10 protein-coding genes and 1 pseudogene are annotated in these 15,668 nt (G+C 66.3%); 10 read left to right on the forward strand and 1 reads right to left on the reverse strand.

Annotated features, from left to right (window positions below):
- Positions 1 to 80: 80 nt before the first annotated feature.
- The gene (locus tag CSEG_RS06395) at positions 81 to 2,390 is read right to left on the reverse strand and encodes a TonB-dependent receptor (protein WP_013078438.1); all 2,310 of its coding nucleotides are present in this window, start codon (positions 2,388 to 2,390) and stop codon (positions 81 to 83) included.
- Positions 2,391 to 2,619: 229 nt separating this feature from the next.
- Here CSEG_RS06395 and ettA point away from each other — a divergent pair, with 229 nt between their 5' ends.
- The 10 genes and pseudogenes from ettA to CSEG_RS06445 all read left to right on the forward strand — a co-directional run bounded on the left by ettA (position 2,620) and on the right by CSEG_RS06445 (position 15,580).
- Complete coding sequence (ettA, locus tag CSEG_RS06400) at positions 2,620 to 4,287, forward strand: energy-dependent translational throttle protein EttA (protein WP_013078439.1); 1,668 nt, start codon at positions 2,620 to 2,622, stop codon at positions 4,285 to 4,287.
- 191 nt (positions 4,288 to 4,478) lie between these two features.
- Positions 4,479 to 8,924 carry a hemolysin-type calcium-binding region gene (locus tag CSEG_RS21480; protein ID WP_013078440.1) on the forward strand — a complete coding sequence of 1,482 codons (4,446 nt, stop codon included), beginning with the start codon at positions 4,479 to 4,481 and terminating at the stop codon, positions 8,922 to 8,924.
- Positions 8,921 to 9,301 (forward strand): hypothetical protein, encoded by a 381-nt coding sequence (locus tag CSEG_RS22500; protein WP_013078441.1) that lies wholly within the window; start codon positions 8,921 to 8,923, stop codon positions 9,299 to 9,301. The genes CSEG_RS21480 and CSEG_RS22500 overlap by 4 nt, the downstream gene beginning before the upstream one ends.
- A 351-nt stretch (positions 9,302 to 9,652) precedes the next feature.
- Positions 9,653 to 10,618 (forward strand): 2-hydroxyacid dehydrogenase, encoded by a 966-nt coding sequence (locus CSEG_RS06415; RefSeq protein WP_013078442.1) that lies wholly within the window; start codon positions 9,653 to 9,655, stop codon positions 10,616 to 10,618.
- A gap of 78 nt (positions 10,619 to 10,696) precedes the next feature.
- Positions 10,697 to 10,900: a hypothetical protein gene (locus CSEG_RS06420; RefSeq protein WP_013078443.1), complete on the forward strand. Its 204-nt coding sequence runs from the start codon at positions 10,697 to 10,699 to the stop codon at positions 10,898 to 10,900.
- A 91-nt stretch (positions 10,901 to 10,991) separates the two neighbouring features.
- The gene (locus CSEG_RS06425) at positions 10,992 to 11,366 is read left to right on the forward strand and encodes a VOC family protein (protein WP_013078444.1); all 375 of its coding nucleotides are present in this window, start codon (positions 10,992 to 10,994) and stop codon (positions 11,364 to 11,366) included.
- Between the two features lie 43 nt (positions 11,367 to 11,409).
- A pseudogene (locus CSEG_RS06430) lies at positions 11,410 to 12,389 on the forward strand (metalloregulator ArsR/SmtB family transcription factor).
- A complete protein-coding gene (gene metF, locus CSEG_RS06435; RefSeq protein ID WP_013078445.1) occupies positions 12,386 to 13,345 on the forward strand; it encodes a methylenetetrahydrofolate reductase [NAD(P)H] in 960 nt (319 codons plus the stop codon). Before CSEG_RS06430 ends, metF begins: the two are co-directional and overlap by 4 nt.
- 143 nt (positions 13,346 to 13,488) lie before the next feature.
- The gene (blaCAU, locus tag CSEG_RS06440) at positions 13,489 to 14,346 is read left to right on the forward strand and encodes a CAU/MBL1b family subclass B3 metallo-beta-lactamase (RefSeq protein ID WP_041538501.1); all 858 of its coding nucleotides are present in this window, start codon (positions 13,489 to 13,491) and stop codon (positions 14,344 to 14,346) included.
- Between the two features lie 157 nt (positions 14,347 to 14,503).
- The gene (locus CSEG_RS06445; protein ID WP_013078447.1) at positions 14,504 to 15,580 is read left to right on the forward strand and encodes a homocysteine S-methyltransferase family protein; all 1,077 of its coding nucleotides are present in this window, start codon (positions 14,504 to 14,506) and stop codon (positions 15,578 to 15,580) included.
- Positions 15,581 to 15,668 lie beyond the last annotated feature (88 nt).

Raw genomic sequence — 15,668 nt, forward strand, 5'->3', positions numbered from 1 at the left:
ACAAAAGAAAAGGCCGGGCGACGCGCGCCCGGCCCAAGTCATAGAGGGGAGGAAGATCGGGAGCCGAAGCCCCCGAAAGATCAGAAGCGCTTCTTCACCGACAGGTAGACCTGACGCGGCGGGGCCGGCAGGACGGTCATGGCCTCGCCGTTCGGATCGCTGTTGACGAAGCCGCCCGAACCGATGGTCGAGATGTAGTCCTTGTCGGTCAGGTTGGTGACGTTGACCTGGACTTCCAGGCCCTTGCCCCAGCCCTCTTCGGCGAAGCGATAGCCGAGGGTCAGGTCGGCCACGGTCGTCGAGGGCGCTTGGCCGCCGATGTTCTCGTAGGTGTAGTAGCGCTTGTCGGTATAGGCGACGCCCAGCTTGCCGAAGAAGCCGGCCTGGTCGAACGCGATCTCGCCCTTGAAGATGTTCTTGGGCGTGTTGACGACGGTCTTGCCCTTGGTGCGGACCGTGACCTTGCCGGTCCCGTCGACCACGTCGTCCTCGTACTTGGAGTCGTTGTAGGTGTAGGCGCCGTACAGGCTCCAGGCGTCGGTCAGGCGGTAGGTGCCGGCCAGTTCGACGCCCTTGGTCTCGACCGAGCCCACGTTCGACAGCAGGGCCGGCAGGCCCAGGATCGGCGAGGCCGTGTTGGCGGCCAGCAGGCGGTTGTCGAAGGCGACGTGATAGACGGCGGCGACGCCTTGGAAGCGTTCCGTCCGATAGCGACCGCCCAGCTCGAAGGTCTTGGAGCTTTCCGGCTTCAGCGTCTTGGCGACGTAGTCGACGACGGCCTGGTTTTGCGAGCCGAACGGACCCGCCGTGGCGGCGGAGACGAACGCGCCCATGTTCTCGGTATAGCCGCCGAACACCTCGAAGTCGGGCGAAACTTCATAGACGAAGCCGACCTGCGGCAGGAAGTTGTCCTTGCTCTCGATTTCGCCCGACAGCGGGTTGCCGGTCACGGTCTGGACGTTGTTGGTGACCTTGATCGCCTTGAAGCCGAAATTGACCTTGAAGGCGTCGGTCACCGTCCACTCGTCCTCGATGTGGCCGGTGGTGGTCTTGGTCTCGAAGCGGTACTGCCACTGGGTGAAGAACGGGTTCGACTGGAAGTCCAGCGGATCGCGCGACGGCGCGGCCGCCGTCTCGGCGTAGAAGCGGCGCGCCTGGTTGAAGTGGTTCACTTCATGCCAGAAACCGCCGCTCAGACGGTGAGCGCCCAGGTCCACCGTCAGGCCCGCGGTCAGGCCGCCGCGGTCGATGTCATACTCGGTGGTGCGGATCGACAGCGGCGCGGCGGTCGAGCCGGCGGTCCCGAAGCCGGGGCTGGCCAGGTACGGCGTGTACCACAGGCCCTGGCCCTTGTTCTTGTGCTGGTAGGCCGTGGCGTCCAGCTTCACGCGCTCGGTGATGTCGAGGTTCAGCGACGCGCCGTAGAGGTCGTCGTCACGAACACCGGCGCCGGCGTAGTAGGCGTCGTCCACCGTCGCGAACGGCGCGGGCAGGGCGGTCCCGGTCTGGTAGGCGCGCGCCGCGGCGACGGCCAAAGCCCAGTTCGGCTGGGTGTTGTCCCAGTCGCGGCCCAGGCGCTTGATCATCGCGAAGGACATGTCCTGGTAGTCCTGCTCGCGACGTTCCGAGCGGTGGTAGAAGCCGGTCAGGTCGCCGCGCTCGCCCAGCGGCATCACCAGCTTGGCGTCGTACTGGCGCTGCTTCTGCTCGCCGCCGCCCTTCCACTTGTCGGCCTTCTGGTCGGCGACCGAGACGTAGCCGCGCAGGCCGCCCAGCTGCTCGATGGCGCCGCTCTCGAAGCGGGCGAACACGCGGTGCATGTTGTCCGAGCCGCCGGTCAGGTCGAGCTCGCCGCCCAGGGTCTCCTGCGGATCGCGCGAGAAGAACTGCAGCGTGCCGCCCAGGTTCGAGGTCGAGGCCGTGCCCAGCGCGCCCGCGCCTTGGGCCAGCTCGACTCGGCTGATGTTCTCCGAGGCGACGGCGCGGCTGATATGCAGGCCGTTGTGGTTGCCGTAGCTCATGTCGCCCAGCGGCACGCCGTCGAGCGTGAAGCCCAGCTGGTTCTGGTTGAAGCCACGGATCGAGATGCGGGTCGACCACTCGTAGGCGCCGAAGGCGTCGGCCGACTGGAAGGTGACGCCCGGCAGCTTGTCGATCGCCTTCAGCGCGCTGGTGCCGGCGGCCTGAAGGCCGATGGCGTCGCTGTTCAGGGTCTGGATCTGCCGGCTTTGGCCCTGGCCGATGATGATCAGCGCGTCGACTTCGGAAGTGTCGGCGGGCGCGGCGGCGGCCGGGGCGGCGGCGTCGACCTTGTCGTCGGCGAAGGCGGGCGCGGCGGCCATGACGAGCGCCAGCGCGGCGGCGCCCAGAAGCATCTGGTTCTTTTTCATTGTCAGAATCCCCTTGTCCGATGCGGAGCAGCGTCGGCTGGGGGGATCGGCTAACAGTGGTCGGCGACGGGCGAACGACGGTTCGGTGTCGGATACTCGACAGCCGTGCGACGGAACGGTGAAGCTTGGGGGCAGGGGAATTCCCCGGCCGCGATTGCGCGAAGCGGCCCGGACCGCTATTTCAGCGGCCAATCCCCGAAACCCTCGTCCAGCGAGAACCCGAGCCCTCATGGCGCAGCAATATATTTTCCAGATGCAGGGCCTGACCAAGGCCTATCCCGGCGGCAAGAAGGTCTTCGAGAACATCTGGCTGTCGTTCTATTCCGACGCCAAGATCGGCGTCGTGGGCGTCAACGGCTCGGGTAAGTCCACCCTGCTGAAGGTCATGGCCGGCCTCGACAAGGAATTTTCGGGCGAGGCCAAGGCCGCCGACGGCATCAAGCGCGGCTACCTCCCGCAGGAGCCGGTGCTGGATCCGACCCTGGACGTCTGGGGCAACGTCATCGCCGACTGCGAAGACAAGAAGATCTTCGACAAGTACAACGCCCTGGCGGCCCAGCTCGGCGAGGAATATTCCGACGAGCTGATGGAAGAGATGACCAAGCTGCAGGAGGTCATCGACGCCCGCGACCTGTGGGACATCGACTCCAAGGTCGAGATGGCCATCGACGCCCTGCGCTGCCCGCCCAACGACGCCAATATCGAGAGCCTGTCGGGCGGTGAAAAGCGCCGCATCGCCCTGGCGCGCCTGCTGCTCAGCAAGCCAGACATGCTGCTGCTCGACGAACCGACCAACCACCTGGACGCCGAGTCGGTGGCCTGGCTGCAGCACCACCTGGAAGAGTTCCCGGGCTGCGTCATCCTGGTGACCCACGACCGCTACTTCCTGGATCAGGTCACGAAGTGGACGCTGGAGCTCGATCGCGGCAAGGGCGTCCCCTACGAGGGCAACTACTCGGGCTGGCTGGAGCAGAAGCAAAAGCGGGTCGTCCAGGAGCAGTCGGAATCGGAAGCCCGCCAGCGCGCGCTCACCCGCGAACTGGAATGGGTGCGCAGCTCGCCCAAGGCCCGTCAGTCCAAGTCGAAGGCCCGCCTGGCCTCGTACGAGGAAATGGTCGCCGCGCAGGAGAACGCCCGCGCCGCCCAGACCCAGGCCCACATCCAGATCCCGCCTGGCCCGCGCCTCGGCAACCTGGTGCTCGAGGTCAACGGCCTGGAGAAGGAGTACGGCGACAAGGTGCTGTTCAAGGACCTGTCGTTCCGCCTGCCGCCGAACGGCATCGTCGGCGTCATCGGCCCGAACGGCGCCGGCAAGTCGACCCTGTTCAAGCTGATCACCGGCCGCGAGCAGCCCGACGCCGGCACGGTCAAGGTCGGCGAGACCGTCAAGCTCTCGTACGTCGATCAGTCGCGCGACGCCCTCGACCCGAACAAGACCATCTGGGAAGAGATCAGCGGCGGCACCGACGTGATGATCGTCGGCAAGCGCGAGATCAACAGCCGCGCCTACGTGGGCTCGTTCAACTTCAAGGGCGGCGACCAACAGAAGAAGGTCGGCCTGCTGTCGGGCGGTGAGCGCAACCGCGTCCACCTCGCCAAGACCCTGGCCACCGGCGGCAACCTGCTGCTGCTCGACGAACCGACCAACGACCTGGACATCGAGACCCTGCAGGCCCTGGAAGAGGCGCTGGAAGAGTTCGCCGGCTGCGCCGTGGTCATCAGCCACGATCGCTGGTTCCTGGACCGCCTGGCGACCCACATCCTGGCCTTCGAAGGCGACAGCCACGTCGAATGGTTCGAAGGCAACTTCGAGATGTACGAGGAAGACAAGAAGCGCCGCCTGGGCGCCGACAGCCTCATTCCCAAGCGCATCAAGTTCCAGAAGTTCGCGCGGTAGAGCGAGTTTTCGAAACAAAATCTAGGGCCGCGGGCTAGCCCCGCGGCGTTTTCTTATTCGGCCCTGGTTCGGCCCTGGATGTTGTCACGATGGTTTCGTTGACCTGCCCTAAGGCCTTCTCCTAGGCTGAGTCCTGACCTTAAGGTTGAGGCTTGATTGGGACGCGTCTCGTCCCCGGGGGAGATCGTGTCGTGTCAGTGCTTGCAGATCCTAAAGCCGTTCAGGTCATTACAACCGGCGCGCTACGGGACGTGGCCGCCAGCGCCAGTGGCGCAACGATCTACGTCTCCAACGGCGAGGGGTGGGTCACGGCGTTCAATGTGACGACGGGCGACGTCACGGGGCGGTGGAAGGTCGGGGCGAACCTTTCGGGCATGGATGTCTCGCCGGACGGTCGCTACCTTGTCGTTGGCGAGGCGCAGACCAGTAACGGCGCGGCCGTGGTTCATCGCCTGGATCTGACGACCGGCGAAATAAAGGACTTCTCCTTCGTCGTCGGTCTATCGGCGAGCGGCTTCTACGACGTGGCTTGGGGCAAGGACGGCACGGTCCTGGTCACCCAGTACGCCTATCTGACCCAGGGCGCGCTGTGGACGTTGGACACGACGACAGGTCAGTTCTCGAAGGTCAGCGGCGACATCAGTCAGGGCGGCGTCCTTTCGGTCTCCGAGGATCGGAGCAAGATCCTCTACGGGTCTGACAGCGCGCAGGGCGGGTCGCTCTATGTCTATGACGTGACGACCAAGACGACGGCGACGATCCCGAACAACACCAACTATTACAACAGCGGCTATCAGGCCATCTCGGGCGCGGGTCAGATGCTGGCCCAAGCCCTATACGGCGCGGTCCGGATCTATGACTTCAGCAATAAGCTCGTCGCCGACCTAACGGCGCTCCACCCTGAAATCAAGTTCGTCACGGCCGGGGTCGAATTCAGTGCTGATGGCTCCAAGCTTTACGTGCTCGACACCCAACAGGACCGCATCCTGCAGATGTCGACCCGCGATTGGGCCATCGAGCGTTCGATCCGCCTGGGGGCTGAGGTCGGCGACAACTATGTGGGTTCTGGGGCCTATGGCGACCGGCTGACCCTGTCGGCGGATGGCAACTATCTGGTGGTGTTCTCTGGCTCGACCGTGACGTCCGTCAACGTGAAGCTTGCTTGGGACCCAGGCACCGACAAGGCCGACGTTCTGACCGGCGACGCCGGGGCCAACATCATCTACGGTTTCGGCGGCAACGACGTCATCGACGGCGGCGCGGGGAACGACAGCCTCTACGGCGATGCGGGCGACGATACCCTCATCGGCGGCTTGGGCGATGATTACCTGGACGGCGGCTACGGGATCGACACGGCCGACTACAGCGGCGCCACCGGCGCGATCAACGTCGGGCTGGGCTACTACAGCCAGGACGCGGGCGTGATGGGCCGCGACTCGCTGATCTCGATCGAGAACATCAAGGGATCGGCGTTCGCAGACTGGATCGCCGGCACCGACGGCGTGAACGTGATCACCGGCGGCGCCGGCGATGACACGATCAATGGCCGTGGCGGCGATGACGTTTTGCGCGGCGAGGCCGGCGACGACATTCTGATCGGCGGCGCCGGGGCCGACACTATCGACGGCGGCGATGGCAACGACATCTTGGCCTTCGATGATATCTACACCAGCATTCAGGTCGATCTTGGCAAGGCGGGTCCCCAGAATACCCGTGGTGACGGGGTCGACACCCTGATCAGCATCGAGGGCGTTAAAGGGACGGGCTATCGAGATATTCTGGTCGGCTCGGACGGCGCGAACACGTTCGAGGGACGCGGCGGCGATGACATTATCGATGGCAAGGGCGGGATCGACACCGCGGTCTACGACGGGAATTCAACCGACTACACGTGGACGCACAACGCCAACGGCTCGTGGACCGTAAGAGACTCCCGCGCCAATTGGACCGGTACAGACACGCTGCTGAACGTCGAGATTCTCAAGTTCAAGGACAAGAGCGTCACGCTGTCGTCCGATACGACCGCCACCGTCGGCGACGTCTATCGGCCCGATGTGGTCCAGCGCCTCGCGACGAGCAGCAGCTTTGGCTTCGACGCCACGATCAGCATCGATGGTAAGACGATCTTCTCGGCTTCGTCCGGCGGCTATGTGGACGCTTTCGACGTCGCCAGCGGCGATCTGAAAGGGCGCTGGAAATTGGGCGAGACGGCGGGCGCCCTGGACGTCTCGCCCGATGGCCGATACCTGTTCGCGGTCGGCGAGGTCAAGGAAAGCAATTCCGACCCGAACGCCTACCAGGGCATCGCCACGCTTCACCGCCTTGACCTCGTGACGGGGGCGGTGGCGGATTACACCTTGCCGGTGTCGGGAAACTTGCGAGGCTTCCAGGACGTCGCCGTAGGCGCCAACGGCGTCGTTCTTCTGACCCAAGCCGCCACCACGGGGGCGACCGCTCTGTGGACTCTGGATGTCTCGACGGGGCAATTCACCGATTCGCCCGGCTACGGCTCTAGCGGCGCGCTGACCGTCTCGGCGGACCGATCCAAGATCCTGTTCGTCCCCGGATCCATCGATAGCGCGCCGATGTACGTCTACGACGTCGCCTCCGCGTCGCTCACGCAAAAGGTCTTCGGGGGCTTCTTCAACGCGGGCATCCAGGCGATTTCGGCCACAGCGAGGCTGATGACGATGGCCGGTTACAATCAGGCTCGCGTGTTCGACCTGAACGGCAACTTCATCGTCGATCTGGCCGCGGTCCACCCCGAACTGAGCAAGTCGATCCAGGGCCTGGCCTTCAGCGCCGACGGTTCCAAGCTCTTCGTGGTCGACAAGGACATGAGCCGCATTCTTCAGCTGTCGACCAAGGACTGGTCGATCGAGCGAGGCGTCGCCATCCCTTACGAAAAGGGCGTCATCGAGTGGAATACACCCGTCACATCGATCGGGGACCGCATAACGCTGTCGTCGGACGGGCGCTATATGCTGTTGCTTCCCGGCTCGACGGTTGTGTCGATCGACCTGCAGGCCAACTGGGTTTCGGGGTCCGACAAGGCCGACGTCGTCACGGGCGACGACAGCGCCAACACCATTTTCGGATTCTCCGGCAACGACGTCATCGATGGAGGCAAAGGCGATGACATACTCTATGGCGACGGCGGCGATGACCGCCTGATCGGCGGCGAAGGGAACGACACGTTCCATGGCGGCGATGGCGTAGACACCGTCGATTACAGCACCGCGGCGGCGGCCGTGACGATCGATCTGACCCGCAGTTCGTCCCAGCAGGACACGCGAGGCGCGGGCCTCGACACCATCTGGTACGACATCGAGAATCTCATCGGCTCGAGGTTCGACGACACGCTGCGGGGCGGCTACACGGCGAACACGCTGAACGGCGGCGCCGGCGACGACACGATCTACGGAGGCGGCGGCAGCGACATCCTGCAGGGCGGCGCCGGGAACGACGTGCTGAACGGCGAGGCGGACGACGACAGCTATGACGGCGGCGACGGCTTCGACACTGTAACTTACGAGAGCGCCTCCTCAGGCGTCACGGTCGACCTGACCAAGATCGGACCGCAGAACACCCGCGGCGGCGGCGTCGAGACACTGGCCAACATCGAGTCTCTGAAGGGCTCGGCCTTTGCCGATACGCTGACCGGCGACGACGGTGCCAATACGCTGAACGGCGGGGCGGGGGCCGACTCCCTGTCCGGCGGAGGCGGCGATGATCTGCTGATCGGCGGCGCGGGCGACGATACGCTGGATGGCGGCGCGGGCGCGGATACGGTGCGCTACTACGGATGGGCTAACGATTATTCCGTGGTCACCAACACCGACGGCTCGGTGACCGTGACAGACCTGCGTGGCGGATCGCCGGATGGAGTCGATCGGCTGATCGGCCTCGAAAAGATCATTTTCCGACCAGAGCCGACCGCAGGCGAGTTGAACTATGAGTTGTCCTCCATCCTGAGGGGGTCAAGCTATGACCCCAAGATCACGGCGCTTGCCGCAAGCATTTCGAGTGACTGGGCCGCCGGAAAGCTCACTCTCGATCAGGTCACGGCAGAAGTGGTCAAGGCGGCGGGCGCCACCACGTCTGTCGCAACCCTGGCCTATGAGTTCTTCACGGGTAAGATCCCGGGGCGAGCCGGCGTCGATTATCTCGTCTCGACCTACGGCGGGAACGTCAACAATCTCAACAGCGCCTATTACCAGTCGTTCAATCTGGAGAACCGCTACATCAACTTCGCGGTGAACCTGGGGAAGGTGGGCGAGGGCAAGGATGCGTTTGCGGCCAAGTACGGAGCGCTGACGCTCTTCGACGCGACGCGCGAGGCCTACAAGACCATTTTCGGCGCGGCGCCGACCGACGCCAAGATCCACGCCATGATCGACAGCCGGGTCGACTATTTCGCGGCCTATGGCGGCGACGGCGCGAATGGGATCGGGACCAAGGCGGCGATGGTCGGCTGGCTTCTCGCCGAGGCGCAGAAGGCCGACCTCGGCGTCATGGTGAGATCCAACGACGCCTGGCTCACCGATCTCGCCGACGGCTCGGCGCCGTTCGCGATCGATATCCTTGATCCCGCCAAGGGCTACTACAAGGCCGACTTCGTCTTCGGCGGAACATGACGGCCGGGACGGCCATCGGCCGTCCCGACGCAACGGCTTACTTGGGCTCGATCGGCGACGTGGTCGACGAGGTCATGGGATCGGTCGGCGTCGCCGGTGTGGGCAGGGTCGAGCCGTTCGGCTGCGTCCCGCCATCGGTCGGCGGCGTCGAGGGCATGCTCGATCCGGACATCGGCGGGTTCACCGACGCGCCCATGGAGCTCGACGAAGAGCCCATGGTTCCCATCGACGACGAGTCCGTCGAGGAGCCGCTCATGGCGCCGCTGTTCATGGCCGGTGCGGTCGCCGAGGTGTCGGTCGACATGCCGGTCTGCGCGGTCGACGATCCCGCCCACCAGTCCTTCGTGGCGCGCGCCTTGGGCGAGGCCTTCGTATAGGCGTTGAGCTGCGAGTAGGGGATCGGCTGCTTGGGGCCGGCCGTGACGGACGACTTGGACTGGGCGAGGGCTGCGCCGCCGCCGAGCAACATCGAGAGCGCCGCTGTCGCGGCGAGCGTCTTGGTCAACATCGTGGATTCTCCGGGGTCTGGGACGACGCCTTGGAGCGCCAAGCATGCAAACGCCTGACGCGCGCGCGTGTTCACAGCCTGGCCATAAGGGCGAAACGCCAAGGTCAGGCTTGTCACCGCCTCGTGATCCGGCTTCCCTGGCGAGGGCGCCACAAGCCGCTTAGCTCTGGCTTGAAGCGAGAAAGCCGTTAGCCTCGCGACGCGTCTGATGGAGGAAACGATGCCCGACAGCGGCAAGCCGATCGACAAGCCCCACGTCCTGCTGTCGCACGAGATGCTGATGCCGCTGCAGCCGCTGCTGGAGGGCGCCTACGTGGTGCACCGCCTGTGGGACTACCCGGACCGGCTGGCCTTCCTGGAGGGGCCGGGCCTTGGCGTGAAGGCGATCGTCCACGCGGGTGAGATGCCTCTGAGTCCGGACATGCTCTCGGAAATGCCGCAACTGGGCCTGATCGCCTGTGTCAGCGTGGGTTACGACGGCGTGGACGTGCCCTGGTGCAAGGCGCACGGCATCGCCGTGACCCACTCGACCGGTCTCAACGCCGCGGACGTCGCCGACCACGCCGTGGGCCTGGTGCTGGCCGCCTGGCGCGGGATCGTCGAGGGCGACCGGCGGATCCGCGCCGGCCATTGGAGCCACGCCGAACGCATGGCGCCGCGCCACGGCCTGCGCGGCCGCAAGGCGGGGATCGTCGGCTTGGGGCATATCGGCGAGGCCGTCGCCCGACGGCTCTCGGCCTTCGAGATGAAGATCGCCTGGTGGGGGCCGCGCGCCAAGGACAGCGACTACCGCCGCGCCGACAGCCTGATGGCCCTGGCGCGCGAGAGCGACGTGCTGGTCGTCTGCGCGCGGCCGGACTCCGAGAACCGTCATATGATCGACCAGGCCGTGATCGAGGCTGTTGGCGCGCAGGGACTGATCGTCAATGTCGCGCGCGGCGCGCTGATCGACGAGGACGCCCTGATCGCGGCGCTGAAATCCGGCGCCCTGGGCATGGCCGCGCTGGATGTCTTCGAGCACGAGCCGACGCCGGCCGCGCGCTGGGAAGGCGTCCCGCACGTGGTGCTGACGCCGCACACGGCCGGCGCGACGCTGGACAGCATCCCGGCCATGGTCAACCTGACCCTGGAAAACCTGCGCCGCTATTTCCACGGCGAGCCGCTGGCGACGCCGGTGGCGGCCTAGGGGGGGCTTAACCTTGTTTGGTCAGGTCTGCTTAACGCTTCCAACCCAGGTTGCTGCGAAGCACCAAGGGAAGCCGCCATGCAGGTCTCGGCCGTCAACGTCGCCAGCTATACGCCCAGGGCGAAGCCCGCCACGGACTCCAGTCCGCCTCCGGCGCCTGTCGCGGATTTGACTCAGTTGGCGGTGGCGCAGACGAACGTCAAAATGGCGGCGGCGGCAGGCGCGGCTCTTGGCCAGGTCACTGCCGAACTCAGCGGAACACTGGTCAACATCTCGGCCTGAGGCCCAGGCTGCCTCCGCGCGCTCCGCAAAGGATCGCCAACGCGCCAGCCCCTGATAGGGTGTGGATGGGCAAGCGTGGAGAAATCGACCGATGGCCAAGGTTCTCGGATTGGGCGGGGTGTTCTTCAAGGCCGAGGATCCCAAGGCCGTACGAGACTGGTACGCGCGTGTGCTGGGGTTCGAGGTTCACGACTGGGGCGGCGCGCTGTTCGAAGCGCCCAAGGGCAGCCAGGCGACCTGGTCGCCGTTCGCCGCCGACACCGACTATTTCGCGCCGTCCGCCTCGCCGTTCATGATCAATTTCATTGTCGATGATATTGATGGCGTTCTCGCGCGCGCCGCCGCCGAGGGTGTCGAGCCGTTGGGCCGGCAGGACGAAGGCTATGGGCGGTTCGCCTGGCTGATGGACCCGGCCGGGGTGAAAATCGAGCTTTGGGAGGCCGCCAAGGCCGAGCCAGGGGCATAAATTCCTCTTGCCAAAACGGACATAAAGATATCTTTATGTCCCCATGAAGTTGAACGCCGAACAGGTCGTTGAGATCTTGCGCGCCGCCGGCGAGTCCACGCGTCTGCGGCTGCTGGCCCTGCTGGCGGCCGAGGAGCTGTCGGTGCTGGAGCTGTGCCGCATCCTCGACCAGAGCCAGCCGCGCGTGTCGCGTCACCTGAAGCTTCTGGCGGAGGCCGGCCTCGTCGAGCGGTTCCCGGACGGCGCCTGGGTGTTCTATCGCCTGGCCGCCAAGTCGCCCGGCCGGTTCCTGGTCGAGCAGGCGCTGGATCTGATCGACGACGCCGATCCCGTCATCCGCCTGGACGCCGACAAGCTGGCCGCCGTGCGCGCCGAGCGTTCGATGGACGCTCAGGCCTATTTCGCCCGCAACGCCGCGCGCTGGAACGAGATCCGTTCGCTGTACGTCGACGAGGCCGAGGTCGAGGCCGCGATCCTGCGCGCGACACCGGCGAGGGGCCGTTCGACGAGATGGTCGACCTGGGCGCGGGCGCGGGGCGCATGCTGACCTTGCTAGGCAAGCGCGCCAGCAACGCCCTGGGTCTGGATCTCTCCCAGCAGATGCTGAACATCGCGCGCGACGAGGTCTCCAAGGCGGGCCTCGCCAGCTGCGAGCTGCGCCACGGCGACATCTTCCGGACCGGCCTGCCGGGCGGTTGCGCCGACCTCGTCACCGTTCACCAGGTGCTGCACTATCTGTCCGACCCCGCCAACGCCGTGGCCGAGGCCGCGCGCCTGGTCGCGCCCGGCGGCCTCTTGCTGATCGCCGACTTCGCCCCGCACGACCACGAGTTCCTGCGCGAGGTCCACCAGCATCGCCGCCTGGGCTTCGAGGACAGCGAGATCGTTCCGTGGCTGCGCGCCGCCGGCCTCCAGCTCGAGAACAATATCGCCCTGCCGCCCTCCACGGGCGAGGGCCTGACCGTCAAGATCTGGACCGCGCGCCGGCCCCAGAGCGTCGCCGCCGAAAGGACCGCCGCATGACCCTTCCGCCCACCCGCCGCGTGATCGGTCCCGTCGCCCGCGCCGGCGAGCGGAGTCAAAACCAGAACGGGGGTCGCCCGCGCGTCTCGTTCGAGTTCTTCCCGCCCAAGACGCCGCAGATGGAAGAGAGCCTGTGGCAGGCGATCACCCGCCTGGCGCCGCTAGACCCCGCCTTCGTCTCGGTCACCTATGGCGCCGGCGGCTCGACGCGCGAGCGCACCCACCGGACGGTCAAGCGCATCCTGGACGAGACGAGCCTCAAGCCCGCCGCCCACCTGACCTGCGTCGGCGCCTCGCGCGCCGAGGTCGACGAGGTGATCCGCGACTACTGGGACATCGGCGTCCGCCACATCGTTTCGCTGCGCGGCGACCCGCCTCCGGGCGAGGGCGGCATCGGCGGCGTCTACGTCCCGCGCGAGGACGGCTACGCCAACGCCACCGAACTGACCAAGGCCGTGCGCGCGATCGGGCCGTTCGAGGTGCTGGTCGGGGTCTATCCGGAAAAGCATCCGGAGAGCCCGTCGCTGGAGCACGACATCGACGTCTTGAAGCAGAAGGTCGACGCCGGCGCGACGCTGGGCATCAGCCAGTTCTTCTTCGATCTCGACGCCTTCCTGCGCTATGTCGACAAGGTCCGCGCGGCCGGGATCACGATCCCGATCGTGCCCGGGATCATGCCGGTGACCAACTTCACCGGTCTGAAGAAGATGGCCGCCGCCTGCCAGACCACCATTCCCGGCTGGCTGGCCAACCTGTTCGACGGGCTGGAGAACGACGCCGAGACCCGCCGCCTGATCGCCTGCTCGGTGGCCACCGAGATGTGCGCCAAGCTGCAGGAACAGGGCTTCGAGGACTTCCACTTCTACACCCTGAACCGCGCGGATCTGGTCTACGCCATCTGCCGCGTGCTGGGCCTGCGCGAGGTTTCGCCCGCCGCTTCCGAGGTCGCCGCATGACGCTGCTAGCGCCCCCTCCGTCTCGTCGCGTATCCGCGCCGATCCACCTACCCCGTTGCTCGGGGGAGGATGCAACCGTTTCCTCCTCACCCGCGAAGCGGGGGGTGTGGCGCGATGCGAAGCATCGTGTCGGAGGGGGCGCTCTGGCCGCGCTGGCGACGCTGCTCCTGGCGCTCGCGCCCGCGGCCCACGCCGACATGCCCGCCAACTGGACCAAGCCGACCAAACCCTACCGCGTGGTCGGCAACATCTATTACGTGGGCACCGAGGGGATCTCGTCCTGGCTGATCACCTCATCCGAGGGCCATGTCATCCTGGACGGCGGCCCCAACGCCGAGACTGGCAAGCAGATCGAGCGCAACATCGCCTCGCTGGGCTTCCAGCTGGCCGATGTGAAGTTCCTGATCAACACCCACGCCCACTACGACCACGCGGGGGGCCTGGCGCAACTGAAGGCCGACATCCCGGCCGCCAAGCTGTGGATCTCGCGGGGCGACGAGCCGGCGATCGAGCAGGGCCACCACATCGGCGACAATGAGAACGGCCCGACCCCGATGCCGGCGGTGAAGGTCGATCGCGCGTTCGGCGACGGTCAGAAGCTGAAGCTGGGCGAGACGAGCCTCGTCGCCCACCTGACGCCCGGCCACACCATCGGCTGCACCACCTGGACGACGGCGGTGATCGAGAAGGGGCGGCCGCTGAACGTGACCTTCCCGTGCTCGCTGTCGGTGGCCGGCAACATGCTGGTCGGCAACAAGGGCCACAAGACGATCGTCGCCGACTATCGCGCCAGCTTCGCGACGATGCGGGCCATTCCGACCGACGTCGTGCTGCCCAGCCACGAGGAGCAGGGCGACCTCTTGGCCAAGCGTCAGAAGCAGCTGCGCGGCGATCCGAACGCCTTCGTCGATCCGACCGAGATGGGGCGGTTCGTCGACGGCTACGAGGCCGCTTTCAACAAGGGGCTGGCGCGCCAGCAGGGCGTTGGAGGCGCGCAATGAGAGCGCCCCCTCCGTCTCGTCGCTACGCGCCGATCCACCTCCCCCGTCGCACGGGGGAGGATGCAACTGTTTCCTCCTCACCCGCAAAGCGGGGGAGGTGGCGCGCCGCGGATACGCGGCGTGACGGAGGGGGCGCTTGCGCCTCGGAGTTCTGCCGATGACCGACCTGTCCATCCGCGCGAACCGCGTCGCCGCGCTCAAGGCCGCCGCCAAGGAGCGTATCCTCATTCTCGACGGCTCCTGGGGCGTGATGTTCCAGAAGAAGGGCCTGACCGAGGCCGACTACCGCGCCGACCGCTTCGCCGCCCACGACGGCCAGATGAAGGGCAACAACGACATCCTGTGCCTGACCCGGCCGGATCTCGTGGCCGAGCTGCACGACGCCTATTTCTCGGCCGGCGCCGACATCTCCGAGACCAACACCTTCTCGGGCACCACGATCGCCCAGGCGGACTATCACCTGTCGGCCCAGGACGTTTGGGACATCAACCTCGAGGGCGCAAGGATCGGTCGCTCGGTGGCCGATCGCTGGAACGCCGAGAACCCGGAGCGCCCGAAGTTCATCGCCGGCTCGATCGGGCCGCTGAACGTCATGCTGTCGATGTCGTCGGACGTGAACGATCCCGGCGCGCGCAAGGTGACCTTCGACCAGGTCTACGAGGCCTATCGCCAGCAGGTGGACGCGCTCTACCAGGGCGGGGTCGACCTCTTCCTGATCGAGACGATCACCGACACCCTGAACTGCAAGGCCGCGATCAAGGCGATCCTGGACTGGCGCGACGAGGGCCACGAGGAGCTGCCGATCTGGATCAGCGGCACCATCACCGACCGCTCGGGCCGCACCTTGTCGGGCCAGACGGCCGAGGCCTTCTGGAACAGCGTCAAGCACGCCAAGCCGTTCGCGGTGGGCTTCAACTGCGCCCTGGGCGCTGATTTGATGCGCCCGCACATCGCCGAGATGGCCCGCGTCGCCGACACTCTGGTCGCGGCCTACCCGAACGCCGGCCTGCCCAACGCCATGGGCCAGTACGACGAGGAGCCGCACCAGACCGGCCACGCCCTGCACGAATGGGCCAAGGACGGCCTGGTCAACATCCTGGGCGGCTGCTGCGGCACGACGCCGGACCACATCCGCCACGTCGCCGACGAAGTGCGCGGCGTGAAGCCCCGCCAGATCCCCGAGCGCCCCAAGGCCATGCGCCTGGCGGGCCTCGAACCGTTCGAGTTGGCTTAGAGTTTCGCGTCCCTTCTCTCTCCCTTCCCCTTTGATGGGGAAGGGGTAGGGGATGGGGTGACAGCGCTTCAGACTAGGACGCCGTGGT

It is taken from the genome of Caulobacter segnis ATCC 21756 (assembly GCF_000092285.1).
Classification (GTDB): domain Bacteria; phylum Pseudomonadota; class Alphaproteobacteria; order Caulobacterales; family Caulobacteraceae; genus Caulobacter; species Caulobacter segnis.

What these genes read in the sequence shown, in the direction of transcription:
- ettA (WP_013078439.1), top strand. Translation starts at nt 2,620, where the DNA reads ATGGCGCAGCAATATATTTTCCAGATGCAGGGCCTGACCAAGGCCTAT.
- CSEG_RS06395 (WP_013078438.1), bottom strand. Translation starts at nt 2,390, where the DNA reads ATGAAAAAGAACCAGATGCTTCTGGGCGCCGCCGCGCTGGCGCTCGTC.
- CSEG_RS06425 (WP_013078444.1), top strand. Translation starts at nt 10,992, where the DNA reads ATGGCCAAGGTTCTCGGATTGGGCGGGGTGTTCTTCAAGGCCGAGGAT.
- CSEG_RS06420 (WP_013078443.1), top strand. Translation starts at nt 10,697, where the DNA reads ATGCAGGTCTCGGCCGTCAACGTCGCCAGCTATACGCCCAGGGCGAAG.
- metF (WP_013078445.1), top strand. Translation starts at nt 12,386, where the DNA reads ATGACCCTTCCGCCCACCCGCCGCGTGATCGGTCCCGTCGCCCGCGCC.
- CSEG_RS06415 (WP_013078442.1), top strand. Translation starts at nt 9,653, where the DNA reads ATGCCCGACAGCGGCAAGCCGATCGACAAGCCCCACGTCCTGCTGTCG.
- CSEG_RS06445 (WP_013078447.1), top strand. Translation starts at nt 14,504, where the DNA reads ATGACCGACCTGTCCATCCGCGCGAACCGCGTCGCCGCGCTCAAGGCC.
- CSEG_RS22500 (WP_013078441.1), top strand. Translation starts at nt 8,921, where the DNA reads ATGACGGCCGGGACGGCCATCGGCCGTCCCGACGCAACGGCTTACTTG.